Annotated in this window: 22 protein-coding genes and 1 pseudogene; 6 read left to right on the top strand and 17 right to left on the bottom strand. The window is 56.2% G+C overall.

Features of this window, described 5'->3' with window-relative positions:
* From GY33_RS0106475 to GY33_RS0106425, 9 genes and pseudogenes are all read right to left on the bottom strand, one after another.
* Positions 1 to 258: pseudogene (locus GY33_RS0106475) on the bottom strand (IS1380-like element ISDth1 family transposase); the annotation flags it as partial.
* A 199-nt stretch (positions 259 to 457) separates the two neighbouring features.
* Positions 458 to 823: a hypothetical protein gene (locus GY33_RS20920; RefSeq protein WP_152555100.1), complete on the bottom strand. Its 366-nt coding sequence runs from the start codon at positions 821 to 823 to the stop codon at positions 458 to 460.
* Positions 824 to 904: 81 nt separating this feature from the next.
* Positions 905 to 1,420, bottom strand: a complete 516-nt coding sequence (locus GY33_RS0106465; RefSeq protein WP_051822357.1) for a hypothetical protein — start codon at positions 1,418 to 1,420, stop codon at positions 905 to 907.
* Between the two features lie 305 nt (positions 1,421 to 1,725).
* Positions 1,726 to 2,229 (bottom strand): PIN domain-containing protein, encoded by a 504-nt coding sequence (locus tag GY33_RS0106460; RefSeq protein WP_031386552.1) that lies wholly within the window; start codon positions 2,227 to 2,229, stop codon positions 1,726 to 1,728.
* Complete coding sequence (locus tag GY33_RS0106455; protein WP_051822356.1) at positions 2,222 to 2,509, bottom strand: hypothetical protein; 288 nt, start codon at positions 2,507 to 2,509, stop codon at positions 2,222 to 2,224. Before GY33_RS0106455 ends, GY33_RS0106460 begins: the two co-directional genes overlap by 8 nt.
* A gap of 854 nt (positions 2,510 to 3,363) precedes the next feature.
* Positions 3,364 to 3,894: a hypothetical protein gene (locus GY33_RS0106450; protein WP_031386550.1), complete on the bottom strand. Its 531-nt coding sequence runs from the start codon at positions 3,892 to 3,894 to the stop codon at positions 3,364 to 3,366.
* A 22-nt stretch (positions 3,895 to 3,916) separates the two neighbouring features.
* Positions 3,917 to 4,780 carry a hypothetical protein gene (locus GY33_RS0106445; protein ID WP_031386549.1) on the bottom strand — a complete coding sequence of 288 codons (864 nt, stop codon included), beginning with the start codon at positions 4,778 to 4,780 and terminating at the stop codon, positions 3,917 to 3,919.
* A gap of 409 nt (positions 4,781 to 5,189) precedes the next feature.
* Positions 5,190 to 5,600: an ASCH domain-containing protein gene (locus tag GY33_RS0106440; RefSeq protein ID WP_031386548.1), complete on the bottom strand. Its 411-nt coding sequence runs from the start codon at positions 5,598 to 5,600 to the stop codon at positions 5,190 to 5,192.
* A 512-nt stretch (positions 5,601 to 6,112) separates the two neighbouring features.
* A complete protein-coding gene (locus GY33_RS0106425; protein WP_031386545.1) occupies positions 6,113 to 6,871 on the bottom strand; it encodes a metallophosphoesterase family protein in 759 nt (252 codons plus the stop codon).
* Between the two features lie 199 nt (positions 6,872 to 7,070).
* Here GY33_RS0106425 and GY33_RS0106415 point away from each other — a divergent pair, with 199 nt between their 5' ends.
* Together GY33_RS0106415 and GY33_RS0106410 are read left to right on the top strand one after the other, a co-directional pair.
* Positions 7,071 to 7,274 (top strand): response regulator, encoded by a 204-nt coding sequence (locus tag GY33_RS0106415; protein WP_031386544.1) that lies wholly within the window; start codon positions 7,071 to 7,073, stop codon positions 7,272 to 7,274.
* 10 nt (positions 7,275 to 7,284) lie between these two features.
* Positions 7,285 to 7,665, top strand: coding sequence for a helix-turn-helix domain-containing protein (locus GY33_RS0106410; protein ID WP_031386543.1), 381 nt, complete (start codon positions 7,285 to 7,287; stop codon positions 7,663 to 7,665).
* Here GY33_RS0106410 and GY33_RS0106405 read toward each other — a convergent pair.
* The 7 genes from GY33_RS0106405 to GY33_RS0106375 form a co-directional block, all read right to left on the bottom strand.
* Positions 7,631 to 7,990: a type II toxin-antitoxin system RelE family toxin gene (locus tag GY33_RS0106405; RefSeq protein WP_084184852.1), complete on the bottom strand. Its 360-nt coding sequence runs from the start codon at positions 7,988 to 7,990 to the stop codon at positions 7,631 to 7,633. The genes GY33_RS0106410 and GY33_RS0106405 overlap by 35 nt on opposite strands.
* Positions 7,987 to 8,256: a type II toxin-antitoxin system Phd/YefM family antitoxin gene (locus GY33_RS0106400; protein WP_031386541.1), complete on the bottom strand. Its 270-nt coding sequence runs from the start codon at positions 8,254 to 8,256 to the stop codon at positions 7,987 to 7,989. Before GY33_RS0106400 ends, GY33_RS0106405 begins: the two co-directional genes overlap by 4 nt.
* A gap of 269 nt (positions 8,257 to 8,525) precedes the next feature.
* The gene (locus GY33_RS0106395) at positions 8,526 to 9,581 is read right to left on the bottom strand and encodes an amidohydrolase family protein (protein WP_084184850.1); all 1,056 of its coding nucleotides are present in this window, start codon (positions 9,579 to 9,581) and stop codon (positions 8,526 to 8,528) included.
* A gap of 31 nt (positions 9,582 to 9,612) precedes the next feature.
* Positions 9,613 to 10,851, bottom strand: a complete 1,239-nt coding sequence (codB, locus tag GY33_RS0106390; RefSeq protein WP_031386539.1) for a cytosine permease — start codon at positions 10,849 to 10,851, stop codon at positions 9,613 to 9,615.
* A gap of 231 nt (positions 10,852 to 11,082) precedes the next feature.
* Complete coding sequence (locus tag GY33_RS0106385; RefSeq protein WP_200874839.1) at positions 11,083 to 13,524, bottom strand: Orn/Lys/Arg family decarboxylase; 2,442 nt, start codon at positions 13,522 to 13,524, stop codon at positions 11,083 to 11,085.
* A gap of 113 nt (positions 13,525 to 13,637) precedes the next feature.
* The gene (locus GY33_RS0106380; RefSeq protein ID WP_051822355.1) at positions 13,638 to 14,900 is read right to left on the bottom strand and encodes an aminotransferase class V-fold PLP-dependent enzyme; all 1,263 of its coding nucleotides are present in this window, start codon (positions 14,898 to 14,900) and stop codon (positions 13,638 to 13,640) included.
* 268 nt (positions 14,901 to 15,168) lie between these two features.
* Positions 15,169 to 16,302, bottom strand: coding sequence for a glycosyltransferase family 4 protein (locus GY33_RS0106375; RefSeq protein WP_031386536.1), 1,134 nt, complete (start codon positions 16,300 to 16,302; stop codon positions 15,169 to 15,171).
* A gap of 44 nt (positions 16,303 to 16,346) precedes the next feature.
* On the opposite strand from GY33_RS0106375, the gene GY33_RS0106370 reads away from it, so the two are divergent.
* From GY33_RS0106370 to GY33_RS0106355, 4 genes are all read left to right on the top strand, one after another.
* Positions 16,347 to 17,096 carry a polysaccharide deacetylase family protein gene (locus GY33_RS0106370; protein WP_051822354.1) on the top strand — a complete coding sequence of 250 codons (750 nt, stop codon included), beginning with the start codon at positions 16,347 to 16,349 and terminating at the stop codon, positions 17,094 to 17,096.
* Between the two features lie 134 nt (positions 17,097 to 17,230).
* The gene (locus GY33_RS0106365) at positions 17,231 to 18,619 is read left to right on the top strand and encodes a deoxyribodipyrimidine photo-lyase (protein ID WP_031386534.1); all 1,389 of its coding nucleotides are present in this window, start codon (positions 17,231 to 17,233) and stop codon (positions 18,617 to 18,619) included.
* 47 nt (positions 18,620 to 18,666) lie between these two features.
* A complete protein-coding gene (locus tag GY33_RS0106360; protein ID WP_084184846.1) occupies positions 18,667 to 19,506 on the top strand; it encodes a rhodanese-like domain-containing protein in 840 nt (279 codons plus the stop codon).
* Between the two features lie 42 nt (positions 19,507 to 19,548).
* A complete protein-coding gene (locus GY33_RS0106355; RefSeq protein ID WP_031386532.1) occupies positions 19,549 to 20,700 on the top strand; it encodes an NAD(P)/FAD-dependent oxidoreductase in 1,152 nt (383 codons plus the stop codon).
* Positions 20,701 to 20,811: 111 nt separating this feature from the next.
* On the opposite strand, the gene GY33_RS0106350 is transcribed toward GY33_RS0106355, so the two are convergent.
* A complete protein-coding gene (locus tag GY33_RS0106350) occupies positions 20,812 to 22,617 on the bottom strand; it encodes an N-acetylmuramoyl-L-alanine amidase (protein ID WP_035271450.1) in 1,806 nt (601 codons plus the stop codon).
* Between the last annotated feature and the right edge of the window lie 99 nt (positions 22,618 to 22,716).

Below are 22,716 nucleotides of genomic sequence, written 5' to 3'. Positions count from 1 at the left end.
CACCCTGTCAATGTCGACGGAGTTCATGAAGTACCTGTTGCCTGCCAGCGGTTTGACGTAATCAAAATCAGTTTTTCCTTGGACCATCAGTCCAAGCATGGTCTTCAGAATGTCTTCCGTGGATATCTGCGGCCTACCGATGGTTACCTGCTTTGCCACAGCATCAAGGCGTGCCAGTTTGGCCATCTGTGCGACAAATACCAAGCCGGCTGGACCGACTTGGAGGTTTTCCTTGTGAACCACCTTGGATATGCCCATGCTCGTTGCCCTCATCACCTGCCGGGTGAACTTCTAAAACCACTGCGTAGATGAGGCAACATATCGAAATATATGGTTTAAGTCAATAAAATTTCTGCAGTGCGACTGTATTAGCTATGCAGTAACTTCACGGATCTAGGTAAGACCTGAGGATGATTACCTCTACATCGTTGATCTCGCCGAGTAGTCGAAGCAGGTATTATGACTCGAAGAACTCAACATCACCCAACTTGATGCCATTCGATAGCACTGATGCAAGATACGCTCGTCGTTCTTCAGATAGCGATCGCGAGGCCTGGTGGATTCCATCTTCAAGAAGATCGGTGAAATTTTCATTTGTGAGCTGCGAACGAACGAACTGTTGATCGAGGTCGGAGATGTGTTTTTTGAGTTCAGCTGCGAATCGCGCGACGCGATCAAGTCTCTGATTTGAAAAAATTGTTCCGGCTACTTCGGTAAGTAGCGAACCTGCGAAGGGTATCGCGCCAAGCACTGACTTGGTGGCAGATGCTACGTAATCAACGGGGCGGTTACTTAAAGCCTTGCTGTCGATGATCTCGTTCATATCCGTTATGGCCAATGATTAAGCTAAGAGGGCCGACTTTAGCCAGCCCCAGTGAGCGAAGCGAGCGATTTGAGCGCATTGTTATACAACGCCATCGGATGCTTTGATGCTGTTGTACAGTTTTCGCCCTTCCTCAGAAAGCCCCCAGTTGGCGCTTTTAGCCGTTCCTGCTTGTACTACAAGATCATTCATTGTTAGCCATTTTATGGCTTTCTTTACTGAAACAGCGCTTAGACCTCTCTCTTGCGCGATACCACTTACGGTGCGCCAGGTGTACTTTGAGTTTCCGAGAGCATTTAAAACGCCTCGGGTTGTGTCATCTAAACTATATGCTTTGCCAGTGATCAATGATGACTCATCTTTGGTCTCTGGCTCTGCTTCTTTTGCAATCATTGCCTCTACTTGTTTTTCTAACATCTCGGCTTCAAAGCCTGCGCCTTTAAAGCGCTTAATTTTCTCAATATTTGAAAAAGCCAACGCTATTGCCGCTGCCAATATGCAAAGCCCCATTTCGGTTGGCTTGCCTAACAACCCAAAAGCGATTGATCCAGCAAGCAACACAATAAATGCTGAGGCTTGAGCAATGGTGTTAATCATGTGCGGGTTACCTGTGGTGTATAACGTAGAAATGACCGGCGGACAGTAGGCGGGCGAAAGCCCGCCGATAGGACGTCCTCTTCGTTTGGCAAGTTAGACCGGCCCCCGTGCTGCGGACGCCAAGTTGGCACAGTGCTTGCTGACATACTCAATTTGGGTGGGGTCGATTCCAAATCGAGCTCTTCACTTTGAATATCTTCCAATCCTTTATTGTAGTCTGTCTTCATTTTTCCTCTCTTTTGCGTGATAGGGTAAAAATGGTTTACCAGTTAACGCATTGTTAGCGGCCTCTCACCGATTGGCACTCATATCAGCCACGCTTCTCTCAGATTGTGAAAGTTGATTGCCTGTACACCTAAACCTGAAGCGTATTGATAGAGATGTAAGTCGGCTGTTATAAGGACCAAATTCTCCGACGCCGAGAGATTAACCAACCCTGCGTCACTTAGCCCTAACTGAAAGTAGACCTTCGTTTCCACCAAGTCCTTAGCAGGCTGATGGTGCTCTGAAATGTTCTGAACAAAAATCGAGAGGAAATCCAAAACTTTGTTTCTGTTGTCGCCTTTTACCCAATCCAGGATGTTGGCAACTTCGGCAAGGACATGAGGCGTGGTACACACCCAAGCAAACTTGCTTAGAAGATTATCAATGCCAACCGCATCTTCGGATGTGTATTCCCGTGTCCTTTTAAATTTCTCAACTTCGCCCCGGCCAAGCATACCGACTAGCAGCACTGTTAATAGGTTGCCGTCAACCAGCGCTCCACGCTTTGACGCATGGGCCAGATATGGATGAACTACCTCAAGCATCCCACATCTTCATTGAAATTAGAAGTCCATCGTCAGCATCGATACGGAAAACCTTGTACTCCCGTTTCCTTTCTTCTTCCGTTGTGGGGAAGAGGTTTGGGCCTGTTTTTCGCTTTAGAAGGTGCGGCGAGTCGTAACCAAGCGTAACAAGCCATTGGTTCTTGGCCTCATCCAATTCAACTTCTTCAAGTGCCAGATTCCTGAGGGTTTCGCCTTCAAAGAGCACTTCTGCCTGTTCTTTCGCGATTTTGACCGCACGTCCGACTGAGATGCTGGGCATCGGATTCAACTCCCTTTAAAATTTTCACCTGACCGCTAATCGCGGAGCTGGATGAAGTCAGCGCGCGATTAGCGGCGACGCAGTCGCCGGGAACGTGGCGCTCACCTGACGGAAACCGCAGAGCGAGGAACGATCTGCGCGGTTTTCCGGTCGGGTGCAGCGGCCTTGTTATGTGTTCTTTATATTAATTTTATTAATTTATGGAGTACCGAAATGGGTTCCCATTAATTTGACCGTTTCCGTACCAGACACCGTTTGTAAAGGTCGCTGAACAACTAACCACTATGGTATCGTTTGGATGTCTTTGTCTTAGAGCATTCCTAGTAGCAGTGGTAATTCGTTTCTGGGAAAGGATCTGCAGACTTTTATTTAACGCTAATCCAGTCAACGAAATTTGAAATTGCTTTTGATTGGTTGAAACATTTAATATTGGCATCACCTTTCCTCACATTTCCATCTTACACTTTCTTTACAATCTATACCTACACATTCCATCCCACTCAATTTCACCAGTATTCTTTCTGTATTGCAGAACGTTTCTGACATTTCGTTTCCATTTATGAATATCAGATGTTGGAGATTGCCGTTCATAGCCTTCATCGTCAAGAGATAGATTACGTTCAATAAGGCTGTATAGGTCGTCAAATGTCGCCAACTGCCTCATTGGCAACTTTGTTACGATACAGTCCAAAATTTCAGGTAATTGAATCATTGATTATATTTCTTCCTCTCATTTATTGATGATCTTCACATAACGGACTTGCATCACCGGCATCCACCCGCCGCTAAGTAGACACTTTCCGAAAATATACTGCTGTATCACTGTCCGGTGGATGCTACGGATAGCTGAACTTTTATTTTAAAACTAGCTTTGTTATTTCCTCTGCATATATATAAATAAACACTGGCAAGCCGATTAAAAAAATAAAAATAGCAACGATTGGAGCCTTTGGCGTCTTGTAGACCTCAGTCCACTCTTCCCCAAGTACATCTTTTGTAAACTTCACCAACTCGACTTCATGCATGGAGTACTTTGACCAGTCAGGATTTCTCTTGCTGGCCTCTTGAACCATTGACTGCACATGCTCAAATATTTTTCGTTGCTTAAATTCATCATTTAATAGCAACTTAATTTTCTGGCTTTTTGAATGAATTTGGCTAAATATATCTTTGTTCGCTGGGATCATTTCTGTGTTCATCAGCCTCATACTCTCGGCGAGCTCAAGAAAATGAGCGATCTCATTCCTTAAATCGCTCATCCACTTTTCAACTAAATTTCCTTTGTAATGCTTAGTTTGATAAACAACCGAGATTACGGCTCCAGCAATGACCCCCAAAGTGCCACTTAAAATAGAGCTCAGTAACAAAAAACCATTGCTGCTCATGTATGAATCTCTCCTTTTTTAGCTAACGCCTCAATAACCGGCGCAGCTTTGCTGCGTCCGGCCTCGCAGGGGCGTAGTTAATTGATTTGTTATACACATGCTCACTTTTTACCTTTTTCCTAAGCGATGAAGAGTACTTTGCTTTTGCTTGAAGTGTGTTTTTATTCATCTTGTTTAAAGGCTCTTCAATACTCTCATATAGTCGATCTTTTGACCTTATCACCTGACTAAAAAAATACTTTTTGAACTGGGATAGCTCAACTTTACCTTTCTCTAATGAATATTTTTGAAAGCTCACGCTAGTAAAAATAAAGAAAGATGCAAACAAGATTGTCAGCTGAAACCATATAGCTTGATATGCCTCATACTCCCCCGAAGAGTTTTTGAGCAAAGTGGAATAAGCCAAAATGGTAAATATAGAGACAACAACAAACATGACAATTACGGGTAATTTTCTAACAGGTTTTCCTGCCACTTTAATTTTTATGATTTGAAATAATGTATAAATTGAATAAATTAGAAACGGAAATCCTACGTAGCCAAGATCAATTCCAGAGAAACTGTACTTAACGAGATCTAACCAGTAGATACTCCCAAGTATTAATGCTGCAATAAAACTTACAAAAATGTCTTTTTGTATACTGTTAGCATAATTTTTATACAGCTTGCCATTCCGTCCAGAGGCAGACATTAAGTAGTCTATTATTTCGACGTAGAATATCGGCCAAAATACAGCCGTCCCACCCAGTATGTATATAAATTTAACTGACTCAATAAGCTCAAAGTTATATAAAAGTGAAAACGGGTTGGTCTTTAGCGCAAAGCAAGCCCAAACTAATGACAAAACTAAGAGTGAATAAAATACGACTCTATGAAAATACTTCATAGCCATCCTTGTGTATAATCGCGGCGACGCAGTCGCCGGGAACGCCAGCCATAACCGGCACCAGGAAGCGGAGCGCAGCGTAGCTTTCTAGCGTCCGAGTTTATGGCATTGTTATGCGCTCTATCCAATTGCTATTGCCTTTGTGATTACAATCAAAAGAGCAAGTGATATATAGAACCCCCAAACAGAAAAATGGAAAGGGGTCAAGTCTGCTCTTGGCTTGCTTTTAGCTTGAATATCCCGCCCCCTCAAGGAAACAAAACCTGCCATCCACCGCAAGCAATGCCCTGCTCCAGACCCGAAAACCATTCGAGTATTCCAGGATAGCAAGCCCGGAAATTTGACAGGTAGGCGCGGATGGCCGCGGACTTTTGCACAGTACAACCGGAACGCATGCCGAGGTCTCTTTTCATGCCGGACACCCGCACAGTTCAGGTTGAACACGCATCAGTCCAAGTTTGCCTCTCATGGGTATCGGGGGGATTCGGGCCGGATTCTCCAGAAGCCAGGCATACAGCGTTCCGGTGAGGGGGCCGGGATTGTGATGGCGGCCGCGCCATTGTTCCCAGGTCGCGGGAGCGAATGCCATGCAGTCCGTCAGTTCACAACGGCCCACGAGCGCACCAAAGGCCAACTGCTTCTCGTCCAGGTGAATCCGCTGAAAGAGCTTTCTTTCCCGCGCCATCCCGGCATGCAGCCACAGCGGCCCCCGGTGCTTGGTCGTCCACGAACGGACCTCAATGCTCTTGCGGCCCAGAAGGATCAGCTCAACCCAAGGCTGGCGAATGCTCAGAGCGAGCCGGGTTGGGTCCGTGGTCATGTTCGTTATGGCCGGTTGGGTTGATGGAATTTGAAGAGAATATCCGGAATTGAAAGGTCTTCCGTTACGGACCAGAAGGAAAGCATGTCAAGCTCTTTTTGCTTTTGTGCAGCCAAAAGTAGCAGGTGATTCCTTCCGGCCGCAGCCATGGAAAGGGGTCAAGTCTGCTCTTGGCTTGCAAGCATTCTTTTTTCGGCGAATCCGCTCTTGTCCGAAGCGCCTTTTCCACCTTCAGCCTGGACGGAAGCCGGAGCAGGATCCTCTGTGTCATGTGGCATTCAGGTGGGTTTGCGTCAAGGGCAAGCTCCAAGCGTGAACGACATCCTGCCGCCAAAGCAGTTCCGCAACCCAGGCAATAAACTGACACTATTGGATTTTCTTGAGCAAGGCGAGAAGTTTTTCACGGATTTCCGGCAGTTTGTTCAGTTGGCGATGATTTGTGTGAGTCCACGGTCCACGTCCGTTGCATGGCTCCGTCCTCTATCAGCCAGAGTGAAGTTCGCTTTTTGAGTTCAGAGAAAACCCGCGTCTCGGCCTCTGACCAGTCCACATACACCTTGGAAAGGCCCGAGCGCGGACCATGAACCGGCGATCCAGGGCGAGGGTTGGCCAGTTCCATGCATCAGAGACGTCGCGGCCACGGGGGCGCTTCGGTGTTCCTGAAACGCCCGGCGGTAGGAAGCGCCGTCCAGGATGCCGATGGCGTTCCAGTAGTAGGGAGAATTCTGGTCCGAGATCTCGACGGGCGTTCGGAAGGCCGCATAGGCCGTGGCGTAGTGGTTGCGAATTCCAGGATTGTTTCGCACGTCGGCCCAGAGCTGATCCATGCGTTGCGGGCTGAGTTCGCCAGGGCCGTACGCGCGGCTGAAGATCTGCCCGGCCTGCCCGGCGTCCCCGGTCAGGGCGGCGTAGTTCTCGTTGAAGTAGTGGGCCAGGAAGTCCCCGGTGAACAGAATGAGGTCCGGCCCCGGGACATGCTTGCGCATGTCCCGCAGGGACTCGCGCAGCAGCCGGTAGTTGGTCTCCCGGCCCGTGGACGGATAGACCCCGTGGATCGCGGATTGCGTGAAAATCCGGCCCCAGTCCGCATGGTCCGCTTCGGTGAGATCGGCGACGATATCCGGGTCGGCGAAGGGATCGAAGTGGATGTCCGAGAACCATAAGACCTGACTGTCGCCACCGTCCCCGGACCCGCTGCAGGAAAACAGCAGCAGGACCGAAAGAACCAACAGCCAGGCCGCCCCCTGCCGGGAAAAGAGATACAGTCGCATTGAGTCCTCCTTTTCAGGGGCTCAAATCCATCAGGTTGAGCGAAAAACCGGAGTCATTGAGCAGCACCAAAAATTCGCCCCACGGGAGGTTCGAAGTCATCGAGAAACGCCTGCAACGCAATGAACAACTCCCCAAATACCATGTGACGATTCGACCGGCTCCCGCGTAGTCCTGTTACGATTTTTTCAGGGAGTTACCTTGGAAGAAATACGGAAGAACTTTCCCAGCCTGCCGGTGGTGATGTTCACCGGCGTAGCTGACCTGAATACCGCGGTGGCGTGCATGAAGATGGGCGCCGTGGATTACCTGGTCAAACCGGTTGAGCCGGAAGAACTGTGCGCCTCGACCCTGGAGCATCTCCCCGCGAAAAAGGGGCAGTCCGGGCTGCCCACGGCCCTTTGACAAACAACTCATGGACAACCTGCTGCGGGAATATGATTCGGCCCGATTTGCCGCCGACGCTGACCCGGAAGCCGGAGCCCTGGCTGACTGGCTGGCCAGACGTTTTTCGGACATCGATTGTTCCCTGCAAAAGGCCGCCCAGGAGCTGGGCATCAACACAACCTACCTGTCCAGGATGGTTGCCCGGCAATGGCGCATGCCGTTCAGACAACTGGTGAACACGTTGCGCCTGGCTTACTTTATCCAACTGGTTTTACGGGAACAGAACGACAAGGCCCCCCTGGAGGGCCTTGGCCGGAAAGCTGGCTGGGCCAACCGGTCCACCTTCTACGGAGCGGTGAAATACCATACCGGGCTTACACCGTCCGAGCTGATCGCGATCGTTTCTTGAGTTTCTCCAGCCCGGACGCCCGGAATATGTCGCTCCGGCCAACCTTTCTTCGCAGTGCGGCCTTGTAAATCTCCTTGTCTCTTCTTGGACCAACGGCCAGGACAAAAACAACCACCTCATGCCCCCGCACCTGATACACGACCCGACAATCACCAACCCGCAGCTTGCGAAAATCAGCCAGGCCAGCGGACAGAGGAACGCCGAATTCCAGGGGAGATTGGGTCAATTTCTGGTCGATGGCCCGGACAATGCGCCGAGCCATGGCCGTGCCCACGCTTTCCAAATCCTCCTCGACATCGTGGTGATACAGGATCTTCCAGGTCATGGAGCGAATTTCTCCATCATTCGATCATGCGGGACGGCTTTGTCCCGGTCAAAGGATTCCAGCCTGGCCATGGCCAGCGAGGCCAGACGCAGATCCTCGATCTCTTCCCGCATGGATTCGTAGGCCGCCATGGAGAGCAGGACGGCTCTGGGTTCGTTGTTCTTGAGGATGATCAACTCTTCAGCCTCGCCGCGTTCCAGGGCTTCCAGGGTAAAGGATGTCTTTTTGGAAAGCGTTGTGGCGGAAATAAAATCTTGGGCACGCATTATCATGTCTCCTGTTGTTGAATCGGATAATTGTGCACAAAATAATCCGATCCAGAGAAGCGGTCAAGCAATGACGAGGTGGTTTCAGGAAGGCTCATTATGCGTCTCAGTCAGGCGGACCGTCACGCTCCTCGTCCTTGGAGCAGCGCGGCACCTGGCTGATGGCCTCGAAAATTTCATCCTGATGATTGCGGGTTGTTCAAGGACAACCGGGTCTATTTCCGCATCTTGTAGGGGCAGGCCTCGCGTCTGTCCTGCATCCATCTCCCCTATCCCGGAAGCAGGCTCAAGAAATTGGTCAAGGCCACCTTCCCGGCCTTTTCCGGGCTCAAGGCGTCCAGTAGTAGGTAGTATTTGGTGATGTTTTGGTTGTACGTCGCGAAGTGGCCGATGTTGTCCGAGCCGATCATGAAACGGTCGGAAAAGTCCGAGATCAGCGTCAGCCAGTAAGGGCGGACCTGCCCGGGGCTGCCGGGGTCGAGGACGTAATTCTCGAAGATCAGCCAGGACAGGTCGATGTACAGGTTGTCGTGCTTCGTGAGCATTTCCCGCAACAGTCCCGTATAGGCGGGCTGGTCCAGGTCCAGCATCCGCGACAGCCCGGCGTGGGCCCAGATGATCACGGTCCTGGGGTGTCGGGACAAAGCCTCCTGCACTTCGTAAACGTAGATGGGGCGGTCCAGCCGGTTGCGGGAGGTGGCGTTGTTGTGCAGGTTCACGGGCAGATTTTTCTGGGCCGCCAGGTCGTAGACCGGGTCCAGGGCCGGATGGTTGGCCCGGGCCGTCTCCCCGTAGGTCAGATTGGTCAGGTCGTCCCGGTGGCCGAAAACCTCGCCGATGCCCTGCCACAGCCCGGGATATTCCTCCAGCATCCGCTCCACGTGGAGCACGGCATGCTTGTCCGTGGCGTTGAACCCGCAGATGAAGGGATGAAACCGGGAACGAGCCTGGTCGGGCAGTTCCATGACGCGCCGAGCCACGATGAAATCCGTGGCTGAGTACCAGTAGGTCCGGCCGTTGTCGTCCAGGTAATACCGGGGCTCTTCCGGCTCGGCGGCGTCCCATTTTTTGACCAGGGGCATCCCGGAGATCATGGTGTGCTCGACGCCCGCGTCTCCCATGGCCCGTAACAAGGCGTCCATGCCTTCGGTCTTCTGCAGAAAATCCACGTAATGGAAATGGCTGTCCGCCACCATGTACCTGACGGCTTCATCCGAACTTGAATCAGATCCGGCGGCCAGAGCTGAAAATGGCCCCGAAATGCCCTGAACGCCTCCGGCCAACGCTCCGACGGCGGCGATCTTCAAAAATGCTCTGCGATCCATATTTTTCTCCTTCATTTGTGCATTCACTGCGTCACGCCTTCTTTGCATAGATCAGCTTGTCCGCCGCGATGTAACAGGCCACCGCCACGATCATCCCGTTCAGGGCGGCAATGCCCACGGTGACGAAGTTACCCACCAGGGCGGCCGCCACAACGCCGATGATCGCTCCCCAGTCCACGGTCCGCTGAGAGAACTGCTCGTTCCTGTATTTATCCCGGTGCAGGAAGAAATCCAGGGCGATGATCGCGCCCACCGGCGGGAGGGTGGCGTTCAGAAAGCTCAACCAGCCGATGAAGTTGAAGTAGAGCCACATCGAGCTCGCCGTGCCGATCACGCCGGCGATCAAAACCATGGGGCGTTTGCGTATCTTTGTGATGTTGGAGAGTCCGAGGCCGGATGTGTACAGGGCGTTGTCGTTGGTGGTCCAGATGTTGGCGCCAAGGACCAGAATGGCAGGTATGGCAAGCCCCTGGGCGATCATCACGTAGAAAATGTCGTCCTGACCGGTAAAAGCCCCTCCCACTGCACCGAAGGCGAACATCAGGGTATTTCCGATGAAGAAGGCTATCACAGTGGTGATGACGGCGATCTTGTTGTTTTTGGCAAAGCGGATGAAGTTTGGCGTGGCAGTGCCGCCACTGACAAAGGAACCGATGACCATGCCCACGCCGGCAAATACCGTCAGGTCCCCGGCGGAGCGGGCAAAGATCCCGACAAGGCCCCCCCCTTCCACGGTGGCCGTTACCATGGAGTACACACCCAGAATCGTGATCAGCGGTACGGAAATAAAACTGATCACCTCAAGCCCTTTGATTCCAAAGTACGCCGATCCCGTCATCAACGTCCCGGCAAGAATCAAAAGTGTGAACGGGCTGATATTCAATAGCTGCGCCGAGGGGATGGCGAACATGGCCACGCCGACCCCGAACCAGCCTATCTGAGTGAAACTTATCAGCGCCGAAGGCAGGTACGACCCAAGAGAACCGAATGATCGTTGGGCAAGAAGATCAAGGCTCAACCCGGTGGTGCTGCCGATATAGGCCAGCGTTCCGGTGTACGCCCCAAGTATTGCCCCCCCGATGACGACCGCCAGCAGGAAATCATGGAGATCCAGTCCGTTCCCGATTTTCGCGCCGACACTCATGCTCGCCGAGAAAAAGGTAAACCCGAGCATGATCACGAACATGGACCAGAATCCCTTGCGTGCCGTGAATGGAACTCTCTCCAGGGAATAATCCGCGTCCACGTGGCGTGGCTTGGTGTCTTTCATCTTCGCTCCAGCCTGAGAAACCTGATGTCTTTTTGTAACTGCTCAAAAGACCGGGCAGTGCCAGAAAGCTCTCTTGCAACTGGATTCCCGCCTTCGCGGGAATGACTTAGGATGTGGTGCTTCACAAAGCTCGTTATGCCCGCGAAGGCGGGCATCCAGACCATGCTTGCCACAAGTTTTTGAGCAACTACGAATTACTCGCGTTAATCGTAACAGGGCGCGCATGCGGCATCAGCCCTTCAAACACACCACCCGACCCACTCCGTCTTCCACTTCAACGCCGTGCGTCTCGTGGGCAAAGCCGGGAAACAGGCGGTCAAAAGCTTCCAGGGCCTTGAGGTAGCCCAGGATCGGCCCGTCGGCCCGGCCGGCCTCTTCGCCGGGCATGAGCAGTGGAATGCCCGGCGGATACGGCACCACTCCGGTGGCCACGACCCTCCCGGCCATGGCGTCCAGGGGCACGGTCTCCACGTCGCCGCGGACCAGGTGCTCGTAGGCCCGCACCGGGCTCATCGCGGCGCGGGGCAGGGTGGAAAAGGCCCGGGCCATGGCCTCGGTGGTTCCCAGGTCGTGCATGGCCCTGAAAATGGCGTTGCCCAGGTCTTTGAGGCTCATGCCGAAATAGCGGTCCCCGTGCTCCGCCATCAGTTCCGGCAGCACACGGGGCAGCGGAGTGTTGGCGTCGTAGTGGCGTTTGAAGTCGTACAGCGCGTTGACCAGGGTTCCCCATTTGCCCTTGGTGATGCCCATGGAAAACAGGATCAGGATCGTGAAGTCCGTGGTCTTTTCCACCACGATGCCCTGGGCTCCCAGGAAGGCCGAAACCACGCAGGCCGGTATTCCGGCCTGGCCCACGCCCCCCGCCGCCGTAGCGCCCGGGGTGAGCACGGAGACCTTGATCGGGTCGAGCATGCAGTAGCCGTCCTCGATGTCGCCGAATCCGTGCCAGTCTTCACCGGGGCGGAGAACCCAGGGGGACGGATCCCCGGTCAGGAAGTCCAGGGGGGCTTCGTGGAAGGCAACGGCCTGGCGGGCGACCGGCGGCCGGACGGTTTCCGGTTGCCAGGTGCTGAAGAACCAGTCCCCCCTGGCCGCGTACTCGGCATGCAGGCGGGACATCATTTGGCGAAATTCCACGGCTTCATGAATGGACTCCGACGTCAGGGCCAGGCCGCCCTGGCCGTCCATCATGCCCGCGGACACGTCGATGGAAGCGATCAGCGGATACAGCGGCGAGGTGGAGGCGTGCATCATGAAGGCCTCGTTGAAGCGCTGATGTTCGATCTTTTTGCGTCCGTCGCGGACGTGGATCATGGAGGCCTGGGACAGGGCGGCCAGCAGCTTGTGGGTGGACTGGGTGGCGAAAACCGTGGGCTTGTTCGGATCGTGGGCCGCGGGATCCCCGTGCATGGCGAAGCGGTCGCGGTACAGGGGATGGAAGCGGGCATAGCCGTACCAGGCCTCGTCAAAATGCAGCCGGTCCAGGCTGGCCCCCAGCAGCTCCTCAATCCGGGCCACGTTGTAGCACAGGCCGTCGTAGGTGGAATTGGTGATCACCGCATGCACGGGAGTGGGATCAACCTGGCCCGTGACCATGGGGTTGTCCTGAATAGCCCGCCGAATCGCCTCAGGGGTCAGGCGCTGGGAAGGAATCGGGCCGATGATGCCCAGGCCGTTGCGCGAGGGAATCAGATAGGTGGGAATGGCGCCGGACATGGTCATGGCGTGTTCCACGGACTTGTGGCAGTTGCGGTCGCACAGGGCCACCTGGTCCCGGGTCACGCTGGCCATCAGGATGACCCGATTGGAGGTGGAGGAGCCGTTGGTGACGTAGTAGGTGCGGTGCGCGCCGAAGACCCGGGCCGCGTTCTTTTCGCCCTCGCCGATGGGCCCGGAATGGTCCAGCAGGGAACCCAACTCCCCCACGGAAATGGACAGGTCCGAGCGGAGCAGGCTTTCCCCGAAAAAGTCGAAAAACGCCCGGCCGGCCGGTGTCTTCAGAAAGGCCGTGCCCCCGGTGTGGCCCGGCGTGTGCCAGGAGTATTCATGACCCTTGGAAAACTGGGTCAGGGCCTTGAACATGGGCGGCAGCAGGCCCGAGCGATAGCGGACAATGGCCGAGAGAACCCGCCCGCCGATGAAGTGCGTGGTGTCCTCCAGCATCCAGATGAATCCGTCGACGCGGGCCAGGATTTCCGTCGGCACCCCGGCGGGCGAGGCGTGGTCCGACAGCAGAAATATGGGCAGATCCGGGTTCCGTTCGCGGACGGCGTCCACCACCAGGGCGGCCCCCTCGTGGCCGCCCTGCAGCTCCCAATCCACCAGGACGCAATCAATGGCCGAGTCGAACCGGATCCGGGCCACGGCGTCGTCGGCCCGCTGGGCCAGGGACACCAGGACGTCCCGGCGTTGCAACTCGGCCGCCAACATGCGGACAGCCTCCCCGTAAACGGTTTCATCCCGGAGTTCATCGTCCACGATCAGGGCGCGCTTGGCCAGTTGCCCGGTCACGGTCCGCGCGGCCAGGGGGTCGGGTTGACAGGTCAGGGGCAGGCTGCACGCACCCGTGCCCGTGCCTATACCCGAGGGCTGGTCAAACCTGGCCAAGGCCGGTTCCGCGACCAGGGCCAGGGCCCCGGTCCCGGTAACCTTCATAAACTTGCGGCGATCCATAAATGGTTCTCCTTTTGAGCGTCTCTCTTGGTCAAAAAAAAGTCATCAACGATTTTCATCGATGATGACTTTTTCCACGAACCTTGCCAAGGCACAAGGCGAACCCAGTCGCCTTACTTCCCGAAGTCCTTCTTCATGTCCGCGATGAACGTGTCCAGCAGGTCCTTGCTCACATGCTGCATGATCAGCACGTGGGCCAGCTTGCCCTGTTCCGGGTTCTCGTCCGGGGCCAGGCCGTAGTAATCCATGATCATCTGGCTGGGCCGCTCAAAGAACACGGTGTTGGAATACTCGTTGAGCCAGGATTTGATGCCCAACTTTTGCAGCTCCGCGTGCAGGTATTCCGCGCTGGCAATGAGCTGGGCTGCCTGGTTCTCGAAAACGTTGGGTTCGGAGAAGGTGATCTTCCACCACAGCTTGAGCGGGGAAATGGCGCTGCGGGAGCAGGTGATGGTGGGCACGGCGTCCTTGAGGTAGGCCACCTCGAAGGGATTGATGTTGTCGCGCACGTACTGGGTGGAGATGAAAACACCCGCGGGCTCGTCCAGGCCCCAAAACTTGTGCCCGGAAATGGCGATGGAATCGAAGCCCATCTTGGCGCTGTTCACCAGGTCGCTGGCCGGGGGCGGCAGAAAGCCCAGGATGCTTCCGAACAGGGCCGCGTCCTGGTGGCGGTACACCGCGGGCGGGCCGACCTTCTCCAGGATGGCGTTGATGCCCATCTGATTGTCGATGCCGCCCTTGAACGTGGTGCCCATGGCGATGACCACCAGGGCCGGGCGGGTCGGATCAAGCTGGGCTTCAAAATCGGCCAGATCCATCCGGCCCATGGGATCGGCCTTGATCAGGCGCAGTTCCAAACCCTGGACATCGGCCAGCTTTTTGATGGAATAGTGGGCCTCCTCGGAAACGTAGGCAAGGGGCGGCAGATCGGACTGGGCCTGCAAGACCTTCTTGCCGAAGTACATGCCGTGGTTGTTGCCGTCGGTTCCGCTGGCGGTGACGAAGCCCCAGTAATCCTTGTCAAACCCGAATCGGGGCGCGAAATAGTCGATGACATCCCGTTCGAACGGGTGGCTGTTCAAGAGCAGAGAGCTGGTCTTGTACGGGTCGCCCACGTTGTTCATGGCCGCCTCGTAAAGCCCGCTCTCCTTGTACCACTCGTAAAATCCAGCCAGCTCCGTGTCCTGGTTGATGGGATAGCCGATGAAATGAGGCCTGCTTTGCAGCATTTCCGCGGCATAGGAATTCAGCCAATCCATGGCTTTTTGCTGCTCCACGCTCCGTGCCAGGGCGGGGGAAGACAAGAAAAGAGCCAGGGCCAACAAGGCCCCTGTCAGGATAAAACTCCGGGACAAGCGAGACGATGTGTTCATGGGAAGTACTCCTTTTTATGGGTTGATGATTTATATTTCCCCTCAAGTAGGGTTGCTCATCTTTCGAGATTGCGATTCAACAAAATAATATGACGTCCGGTGCCGGAATATGCTTGCGCATGTCTTGCAGAGACTCTCGCGGCAGTCGATAGTTAGCCTCAAAACCCATGGGCGGAGAGGTTTCGTGAATCGCGGATTGAGAGATAATCTGGATCCTGAGAGTTTGAATATTTTTGCAGCGACGCGGCAATTGGGAGTTTTTCAAGTGCTATGCCGCTAGTCCCTGAACCTGCCTGACGGCTTGGGCATATGATGCCAGAGTCTTTTGCATGATCTGGTCCAGGGTGCCTTGCTCATGAAGCAGGGCATGGCCATTTTCCGCCAGCTTGGCCCGCAGGCTGGGGTTGTCCGCGAGGAGTTCGATTTGTCGGGCGAGATCATCCGAATTGGCCGGTTCGGTCAGCAGGCCTGTTTCGGCGTGTCGAACCCGTTCCGGAATGCCGCCGACATTCGTCGCCACGACCGCTGTTCGGCAGGCCATGGCTTCGGCAATGGCCAAGCCTTGAGCCTCATAGCGCGAAGGTTGGACAAAGATGTCCAGGGCGCACAGAATTTCCGGAGTATCCTCACGAAAGTCCAGGTGTACGATGGGATTTCCGGGATCAAGGCTGCCGAAGCATCGCCGAATGGTCCCCTGAATATCCGTGAGGACCGAGCGAGAATCATTGGTGGGGGAGCCGACCATGACGAACTTGCAGTCGGTTCTTTTGGCCAGTAGTGTTTCCGCGGCCCGCAAAAAAAGCTGATGCCCTTTTTCCGGGCGCAGCATGGAGACCATCCCCACCAATATTTGATCGTCATTGACCTGTAATTCATCCCTGAACCGCCGTCCGTCACAATCCGGATGAAATTTCGCGACATCAACTCCGTCCGGGATGATGTCGATCCTGTCCAGGTCAAAGCCGAATTCCGTGTTCAGGGTGCGTTGGAGAGTCGAGGTCGGACAGATGATCCGGTGGCAGAAAAGGCGGTAGCTCAGGCGCGTGGAGCTTTTTTGGCGGCCGCTGACATGAATGTTCTGCATGCGCACGGTGGGTCGTCCGCAAAATTTCATGGACGCGCACAGATAGGCGTCCACCCCGGTATGAATGTTGACGATGTCCGGGCCGAACATCCGGGCAATGCGACGCAGACGCAAAGCCGCCAAGACATTATACCGTTTGCGCATCACCAAGGACCGCACGGGAAGGCCCCTGTCGCGGCCGACGATGTAAAGCCGGGAGTCCGGCTCGCAGACCAGAAGAACTTCATGGCCGTTGCGGACCAGCCACTCCATTTCCGTAAGCAACCGGGACTCTTTGCCCCCCCAATTGCGTCCGGCATTCACATGCAAGATACGCACAACCTTTTACCTCTTTTAGGATGCCCGATCCCAGGGCATGGGCCATGATCAAAAACTATACTTCACTGCACGGGATGCGGGAATTGTTTCAAACAGGCGTACCCGTCCTGACCTACCATCAGATCCGGTCCTGCCCCTGGAAAGCCCGTATCCGAGGGCTGTACGTCAGTCCGCGCGTACTCAACCGCCAGATTGCGGAACTGAAGGCCGCGGGATTTTCTTTTGTCGACCTGCCTGCCTCGTTTGCCTCACGGAATGAACAAAAAAACGTCGTCCTGACTTTTGACGACGGCTATTCCAATGTTTTGGCGAATGCCGCTCCGATTCTTCAACGGCATCAGGCCCCGGCCATGCTCTATGTCGTGGCCGGGATGCTCGGAAAGACCAATGTTTGGGATACGGTCCATGGGGAAGTCGTCGGTTCCTTGATGACCAAAGAGCAGGTCCGGGAATGGCTGGATCAAGGCTTGAAGATCGGCTCGCACACCATGACCCATCCTCATTTGCCCGCAATTTCTCGTCGTCAAGCCATGCAGGAAATTGACGGTTCGCGCAAGATGCTTGAAGACGCTTTTCAGGTTCCTGTACTGTCCTTTTGTTACCCCTATGGCGAGTATACACCGCAAATTGTCGAACTTGTCCGGCAGGCGGGATACCAGACCGCGGTCACTTTGGATCCGGGAGTCAACGATAACGGCCAAGACCCATTCCTGATCAAAAGGTTCGGGGTCCGCAGGCCGATGAATCCACTGAAACGGCTTTCGCGGCTGATCCGTGGCAAAGAGATTGACTAACCAACCTCGCGGGAGATCCTGACAACGTCTCCAAAGCTTGCGGACTCAACCTTTTTGACCGGCGACGGACCCAGGAGAAGCGGAGGATTTGTGGGGGAGCGTAATCTTTGAATCGAGCTTGGAGGCAGTGAATCATGAGCCGGACTCAGATTGTTCATCCCGCCCGCGTCACGGGGCTCAACCAGAACGCCGAGAGCCCCCGCGGTCCGATCGTCTACTGGATGAGCCGGGATCAGCGGGTCCGGGACAATTGGGCTTTGCTCTTTGCCGCGAACCTGGCCCTGGAGCGCAATGTCCCGCTGGTCGTGGCCTTTTGTCTTACCCCCTCCTTCCTGGGCGCGACCATCCGGCAGTATGGGTTCCTGCTCAAGGGACTGGCTGAGGTGGAGGAGGACCTGCGTCGCCGCAACATTGCCTTTGTCCTCCGGGTGGGGGAGGTTCCCCAGGTTCTGCTGGACATGCTTCGTGAATTCAATGCCGGAGCCCTGGTTACGGATTTCGATCCGCTCCGTGTCAAACGGTCCTGGAAGCAAGAGGTGCTGGAGAACCTGACCATTCCGTTCCATGAGGTGGATGCGCACAATATCGTGCCCTGCCGGGAGGTCTCCCCAAAGCAGGAGTACGCGGCCCGGACCATTCGTCCCAAGATCCACCGTAGGCTGGATGAGTTTCTGACCCCGTTTCCCGAGGTTCCCACCTTCCCCGCTCCACCCTCGTCGGATGTCTTCAACAAGGCCACGGATTGGGACGCCGTCAGAACGCGTCTTCGGGTAAACAGCGACGTCGCGGAAGTGGACTGGCTCCGCCCGGGCGAACGCGGTGCGGAGGCAGTGTTCGGCGACTTTCTGGAGCATCGCCTGGACGCGTACTCCCAGCGCAACGACCCCAACGCCCCGGTGCTTTCCAACCTCTCCCCGTACTTGCATTTTGGACATATCTCGGCCCAGCGCGTCGCCTGGGAGGTGATGCGCTCATCTGCATCCAGCGAGTCCAGGGAAGCTTTTCTGGAGGAACTGATCGTCCGCCGGGAACTGGGGGACAACTTTTGCTGGTACAACCAAACCTACGACCGGGTGGACGGGTTTCCGGACTGGGCCAGGAAAACCCTGGACAAACATCGCGTGGACAAACGGGAATACGTCTACGATCTCCAAGCCTTCGATTCCGCCGCTACCCACGACTCGCTCTGGAACGCGGCCCAGCGGGAAATGACCAAGACCGGGAAAATGCACGGCTACATGCGCATGTATTGGGCCAAAAAAATCCTGGAATGGACCTCTTCCCCTGAAGAAGCCTTGGAGTTCGCCGTCCTGCTCAACGACAAGTATGAACTGGATGGACGGGATCCCAACGGCTACGTCGGTATTGCCTGGAGCATTGGAGGCGTACACGATCGGCCTTGGTTCGAGCGGCCGATCTTCGGACAGATCCGCTACATGAGCGCCGCGGGCTGCGCCCGCAAGTTCGATGTTCCAGAATACATCCGGCGATTTTCCCCTGAAGACCGCCCCGCGAGTCGATAGCAACCCATTGCAGACTTCCCCTCCACCGCAAACCCCAAGGAACCGCCATGCCCCGTTGGCTCAATCTGCTCAAATCCATCAAGTCCGTGCTCATTTCACCCGGAGATGCGGGAGTCGCCTCCATCAATGCCGAACAGGCCCGGGATATGCTGAACACGGAACCGGAGGTCCAGATCGTGGACGTTCGGCAGCCCAAGGAATACCGTCAAGGCCATATTCCCGGAGCACGATTGCTGCCCGTGGCCGATCTGGACGAAAAGCTGGATGCACTGTCCAAGGACAAGCCGGTTTTGGTCTACTGCGCCGTCGGCGGCCGGAGCAAGGTCGCGGCCCACATGCTGGCCGGAAGAGGCTTCGAGCGGGTGTTGAACCTCAGTGGAGGCTTCAAGGCTTGGAACGGCTGGACCGGTTTCGGGGACTACGAACTCGGCCTGGAGCACTTTACGCCGTCCATGTCCCTGGAACGGACCCTGCAAGTGGCCTATCTCATGGAAGCGGCCTTGGAAGCCTTCTATCGGGATATGACCGGCAAGGTTGCCGACCCGGAGGCCGCCCGACTTTTCCAGACCCTGGCCGATGTGGAAGTGAAGCACAAAGCCGCCGTGGCCGGACGGATAGGGGATGCTGACGTCCCGAAGAATCTCAGCGACGAGGCCGTTCCCGAGGGAGGCATGCCTCTGGAGGAACATATGCGCCGCTTGGGCGTGGACCTGAACCGCGCCGAGGATATAGTGGACTTTGCCATGGCCGTGGAGGCCCAGGCCCTGGACCTCTACTCTCGCGCCGCTTTCCAGGCCCAGGGCGATGTCCGGTCCTTTCTGGAAACCATGGCCGCCGAGGAGAAAACGCACCTGCGGCTTCTGGGCGAACTGCTGGACCGGCCGTAGCGGTTTCCGAAGTCAATCCGCAACAAAGGAGCACGCCACACCATGCCCAGACTACTCCTGGCCGGAGCCGGCCACGCGCACATGGCCGTGATGGCCGCCATTCCGGAATTGGTGGCCAAAGGCCATCAGGTTACCGCCATTGGCCCCGGAGAGCGCCACTACTATTCCGGCATGGGGCCGGGTATGCTCGGGGGGACCTACCAGCCGGAGGAGATCAGCTTTCCGGTGCGTGACATGGTGGAGAGTCGGGGCGGCGTCTTTCTTCAGGACAAGGTCGCGACCATTGATCCAGCCCGCCACGTAGTGATTCTGGAGTCCGGCCACGAAGAACCTTATGACGTGCTAAGCTGCAATCTGGGCAGCTTCGTCCCTCAAGACATGATCGTCGACAATCCTGGGGAGATTGAAAAGGACGATGCATCACGGGCCGTTTTCCCGGCCAAACCCATTGAGCAGCTCTGGAATGCCCGCCGACGCATTCGTGAGTTGGCCCGCGATCGTCCGGTCCGGGTGGGGGTGTGCGGCGGCGGACCGGCTGCCCTGGAAATCGCCGGCAACGCCTGGTCCGCGGGCAGGGAAAACGGAGGCAAAGGTTGCGTGGTTCAAATGTTTGTCGGCGGCAAACTGCTCAGGACCATGCCGGAGAAAGTCCGCCGCCTGGCCGGAAAGGCGCTGCTCGAGCGGGGAATCGAGGTCATGGAAGGGAGCTACGTGCGGTCCGTGCAAACCGGGGAAGTTCTCCTGGAAAACGGACAGCGGTATGCCCAGGACGTGATCTTTTTGGCCCTCGGGGTCCGGCCCTCGCCGGTCTTTCGGGCATCCGGCCTGAAAGTGAGCGAGGACGGCGGGCTGCTGGTTGGTCAATACCTGCAAAGCCTTTCCCACCCGGACATTTTCGGTGGGGGCGACTGCATCACCTTCGCTCCCGGACCGCTAGCCAAAGTGGGCGTCTATGCCGTGCGTCAGAACCCCGTGCTGCTGCACAACCTTCAGGCCCAACTACAAGGACGTTCTCTCAAAACCTTTGATCCGGGTGGAGCCTACCTGTTGATCTTCAATATCGGCAAGGGGCAAGGCATCCTGCACAAAAGCGGTATTGCTTTCGGCGGCCGCGCGGCCTTTTGGATCAAGGACTACATCGACCGCAAATTCATCAAGAAATTCCTTCCAAACGCGCCCTCTGGAACGCACTGAAAAAAAATCAACGTCGTGAAAAAAAACGGCCCGGCGGCGTGTTCACCACGCCGCCGGGCCGTTTCGTCATTTCCGAGAAAGCAATAGCGGATTTGGCCTGTGCTGCACGAACTACAACTTCGCGTGCCGCTCGATATGATCGCGGTATGCCAGGACCCCTTGCAGAAGGTTCGTGGCCAGGGTCCGCAGGTAGGCGTCGGTATTCAGGAGCCGGGCTTCGTCCCGGTTGGTCAGGTAACCCATCTCGATCAGCACCGCCGGCATCTTGGCACCCATTAGTACATAGAACGGGGCTTCCCGCACGCCTCGGTCCGCGAGGCTGGGATGAGTGCGGCGCATGCCGGTGATGGTGTTTCCATGAATCTTGGTGGCCAGTTCCCGCGACTCGGTAATCTTGGAATTGAGCATCAGGTCCGTCAAAATCAACTGCAAATCGCTGATTTTTTTGGAGGATACAGCGTTCTCCCTGGCCGCCACCCGCACGGCGTCCTGGTTTCTGGCCAAGTTCAGCGAATAAATTTCAAAACCCTTCATGTTCGGGTTCGGATGGGCGTTGGCGTGGATGGAGAGGAACAGGTCCGCTTTCTGGGCGTTGGCCATGGCCGTGCGCTCCTCCAGAGGAACGAAAACATCCGTGGTCCGGGTGTACAGGACGCGGAATCCTTTCTCCTCCAGCATCTTCCCAAGTATTCTGGACATGCGCAGATTGATGTCTTTTTCCTTGATGCCGTGGGCCACGGCCCCGGGATCTTTTCCGCCGTGACCGGGATCGATCATGATCGTGCTGACCGTCAGCCCCAGCTGTTCGATCAGGCTGCCCGCCACGTCCCCGGGCCGGGAGGATATCTGCGGCTGGGGCTGGCCCGCGGGCGAGGAAGGCCGTGCGCCGGCCAGGGTCTTGGACTTGGCTCCGCTGACATCCACGACGATCCGGAAGGGGCCTTCCAGGGTAAAGACGCGAAAGTCCTCCAGACGCTGGATGTCCAGCACCACACGGCTGACATGGGGTTGATTCTGGCCGGTGCGCACTTGCCGTAAAATGCCGTCGGCAACATGGAGTTGGGCCGGAGCTTCCGGCCCCAGAACCGTCCCCTGCAGGTCGATCATCAGCCGGTGCGGGGTGCCCAGGTCCGGATCAGGGTTGAGCAGTCGATGGCTGTAGGCGACCTCGGAGTCCACATCCAACACCACCCGGGTGTACTCGTCGCTGCTCCAGTAGCGCACCTGGGTCAGGCGGGCGTCGTCGGAGTCCGGGCCTGCCGGGCGCGGAGGCGAAGCCACCGGGCCGCTCAAGGATGCCTGGACCGCGGGCTCGGTGGTCCGGGGCGAGGAAGAGGCGGGAGGGACAGTAGCCGCCACCGCGCTGCCCGGTCCGGCCCCGGAGGTGTTGACCTTGGCCAGGAATGCCGAGTCCAACTCGCGGAGCATGGCCTGGGCTTGCGGGGCCATGTCGCCCTTGGAATGATTGTGGACGATGGACAGCAGGTCGATGTACGCCTGGGCCGAATCATTCAAGTGTTCCAGATGGATTTTGGCCTTGCGCAGCAGGGCGTCGTCCGCCCAGGTATGGTTGGCGAACCGCAGGGCGACTCGTCCGTAGTAGTCCGCGGCCTGAGAAAAATCCGAAGCCTGACCGAAGCGCAGCCCCATTTCCTCATGAACCCGACCAAGATAGAATAACGCCTTGGGCGCCTCGGATCCTTCCGGGGCTTTTTGAAACGCGCTGTTGAACATGTTGCGCGCGGCGAGCCAAGCGTTGCGGTTCTGGGCTTGGCCCGGCTCCTTGAGCAGGCGCTGAAATTCGTTCCAACCGCTGGTGTAATCGCGCTCGGCGCTGGCATGGCCGAAGGTTGTCAGCGGCCCACCACACGACAAGAACAAAACGAAAAACAGTATCCAGAGATGGCGTATCGGCATGGTCGCCTCGGCGTGTCTGAAGAGATTCCGATGTAAGATCGGGGTTGTGAAACGGGCCGCGACAACGAATCATTGCAGGACCGGGACTCGGAACGGCGG

It is taken from the genome of Desulfonatronum thiodismutans, assembly GCF_000717475.1.
Lineage (GTDB): Bacteria > Desulfobacterota > Desulfovibrionia > Desulfovibrionales > Desulfonatronaceae > Desulfonatronum > Desulfonatronum thiodismutans.
The sequence above is the reverse complement of the archived record's forward strand: the minus strand, read 5'-3'. Positions and strand labels throughout refer to the sequence as shown.

Excerpts from the sequence above, each read along its gene's own strand:
- GY33_RS0106405 (WP_084184852.1), bottom strand. The coding sequence starts at position 7,990 with ATGACCTGGAAGATCCTGTATCACCACGATGTCGAGGAGGATTTGGAA.
- codB (WP_031386539.1), bottom strand. The coding sequence starts at position 10,851 with ATGAAAGACACCAAGCCACGCCACGTGGACGCGGATTATTCCCTGGAG.
- GY33_RS0106400 (WP_031386541.1), bottom strand. The coding sequence starts at position 8,256 with ATGCGTGCCCAAGATTTTATTTCCGCCACAACGCTTTCCAAAAAGACA.
- GY33_RS0106410 (WP_031386543.1), top strand. The coding sequence starts at position 7,285 with ATGGACAACCTGCTGCGGGAATATGATTCGGCCCGATTTGCCGCCGAC.
- GY33_RS0106460 (WP_031386552.1), bottom strand. The coding sequence starts at position 2,229 with ATGCTTGAGGTAGTTCATCCATATCTGGCCCATGCGTCAAAGCGTGGA.
- GY33_RS20920 (WP_152555100.1), bottom strand. The coding sequence starts at position 823 with ATGAACGAGATCATCGACAGCAAGGCTTTAAGTAACCGCCCCGTTGAT.
- GY33_RS0106455 (WP_051822356.1), bottom strand. The coding sequence starts at position 2,509 with ATGCCCAGCATCTCAGTCGGACGTGCGGTCAAAATCGCGAAAGAACAG.
- GY33_RS0106370 (WP_051822354.1), top strand. The coding sequence starts at position 16,347 with ATGATCAAAAACTATACTTCACTGCACGGGATGCGGGAATTGTTTCAA.
- GY33_RS0106440 (WP_031386548.1), bottom strand. The coding sequence starts at position 5,600 with ATGACCACGGACCCAACCCGGCTCGCTCTGAGCATTCGCCAGCCTTGG.
- GY33_RS0106365 (WP_031386534.1), top strand. The coding sequence starts at position 17,231 with ATGAGCCGGACTCAGATTGTTCATCCCGCCCGCGTCACGGGGCTCAAC.
- GY33_RS0106425 (WP_031386545.1), bottom strand. The coding sequence starts at position 6,871 with ATGCGACTGTATCTCTTTTCCCGGCAGGGGGCGGCCTGGCTGTTGGTT.
- GY33_RS0106355 (WP_031386532.1), top strand. The coding sequence starts at position 19,549 with ATGCCCAGACTACTCCTGGCCGGAGCCGGCCACGCGCACATGGCCGTG.
- GY33_RS0106465 (WP_051822357.1), bottom strand. The coding sequence starts at position 1,420 with ATGATTAACACCATTGCTCAAGCCTCAGCATTTATTGTGTTGCTTGCT.
- GY33_RS0106385 (WP_200874839.1), bottom strand. The coding sequence starts at position 13,524 with ATGGATCGCCGCAAGTTTATGAAGGTTACCGGGACCGGGGCCCTGGCC.
- GY33_RS0106380 (WP_051822355.1), bottom strand. The coding sequence starts at position 14,900 with ATGAACACATCGTCTCGCTTGTCCCGGAGTTTTATCCTGACAGGGGCC.
- GY33_RS0106445 (WP_031386549.1), bottom strand. The coding sequence starts at position 4,780 with ATGAAGTATTTTCATAGAGTCGTATTTTATTCACTCTTAGTTTTGTCA.
- GY33_RS0106450 (WP_031386550.1), bottom strand. The coding sequence starts at position 3,894 with ATGAGCAGCAATGGTTTTTTGTTACTGAGCTCTATTTTAAGTGGCACT.
- GY33_RS0106395 (WP_084184850.1), bottom strand. The coding sequence starts at position 9,581 with ATGGATCGCAGAGCATTTTTGAAGATCGCCGCCGTCGGAGCGTTGGCC.
- GY33_RS0106360 (WP_084184846.1), top strand. The coding sequence starts at position 18,667 with ATGCCCCGTTGGCTCAATCTGCTCAAATCCATCAAGTCCGTGCTCATT.
- GY33_RS0106350 (WP_035271450.1), bottom strand. The coding sequence starts at position 22,617 with ATGCCGATACGCCATCTCTGGATACTGTTTTTCGTTTTGTTCTTGTCG.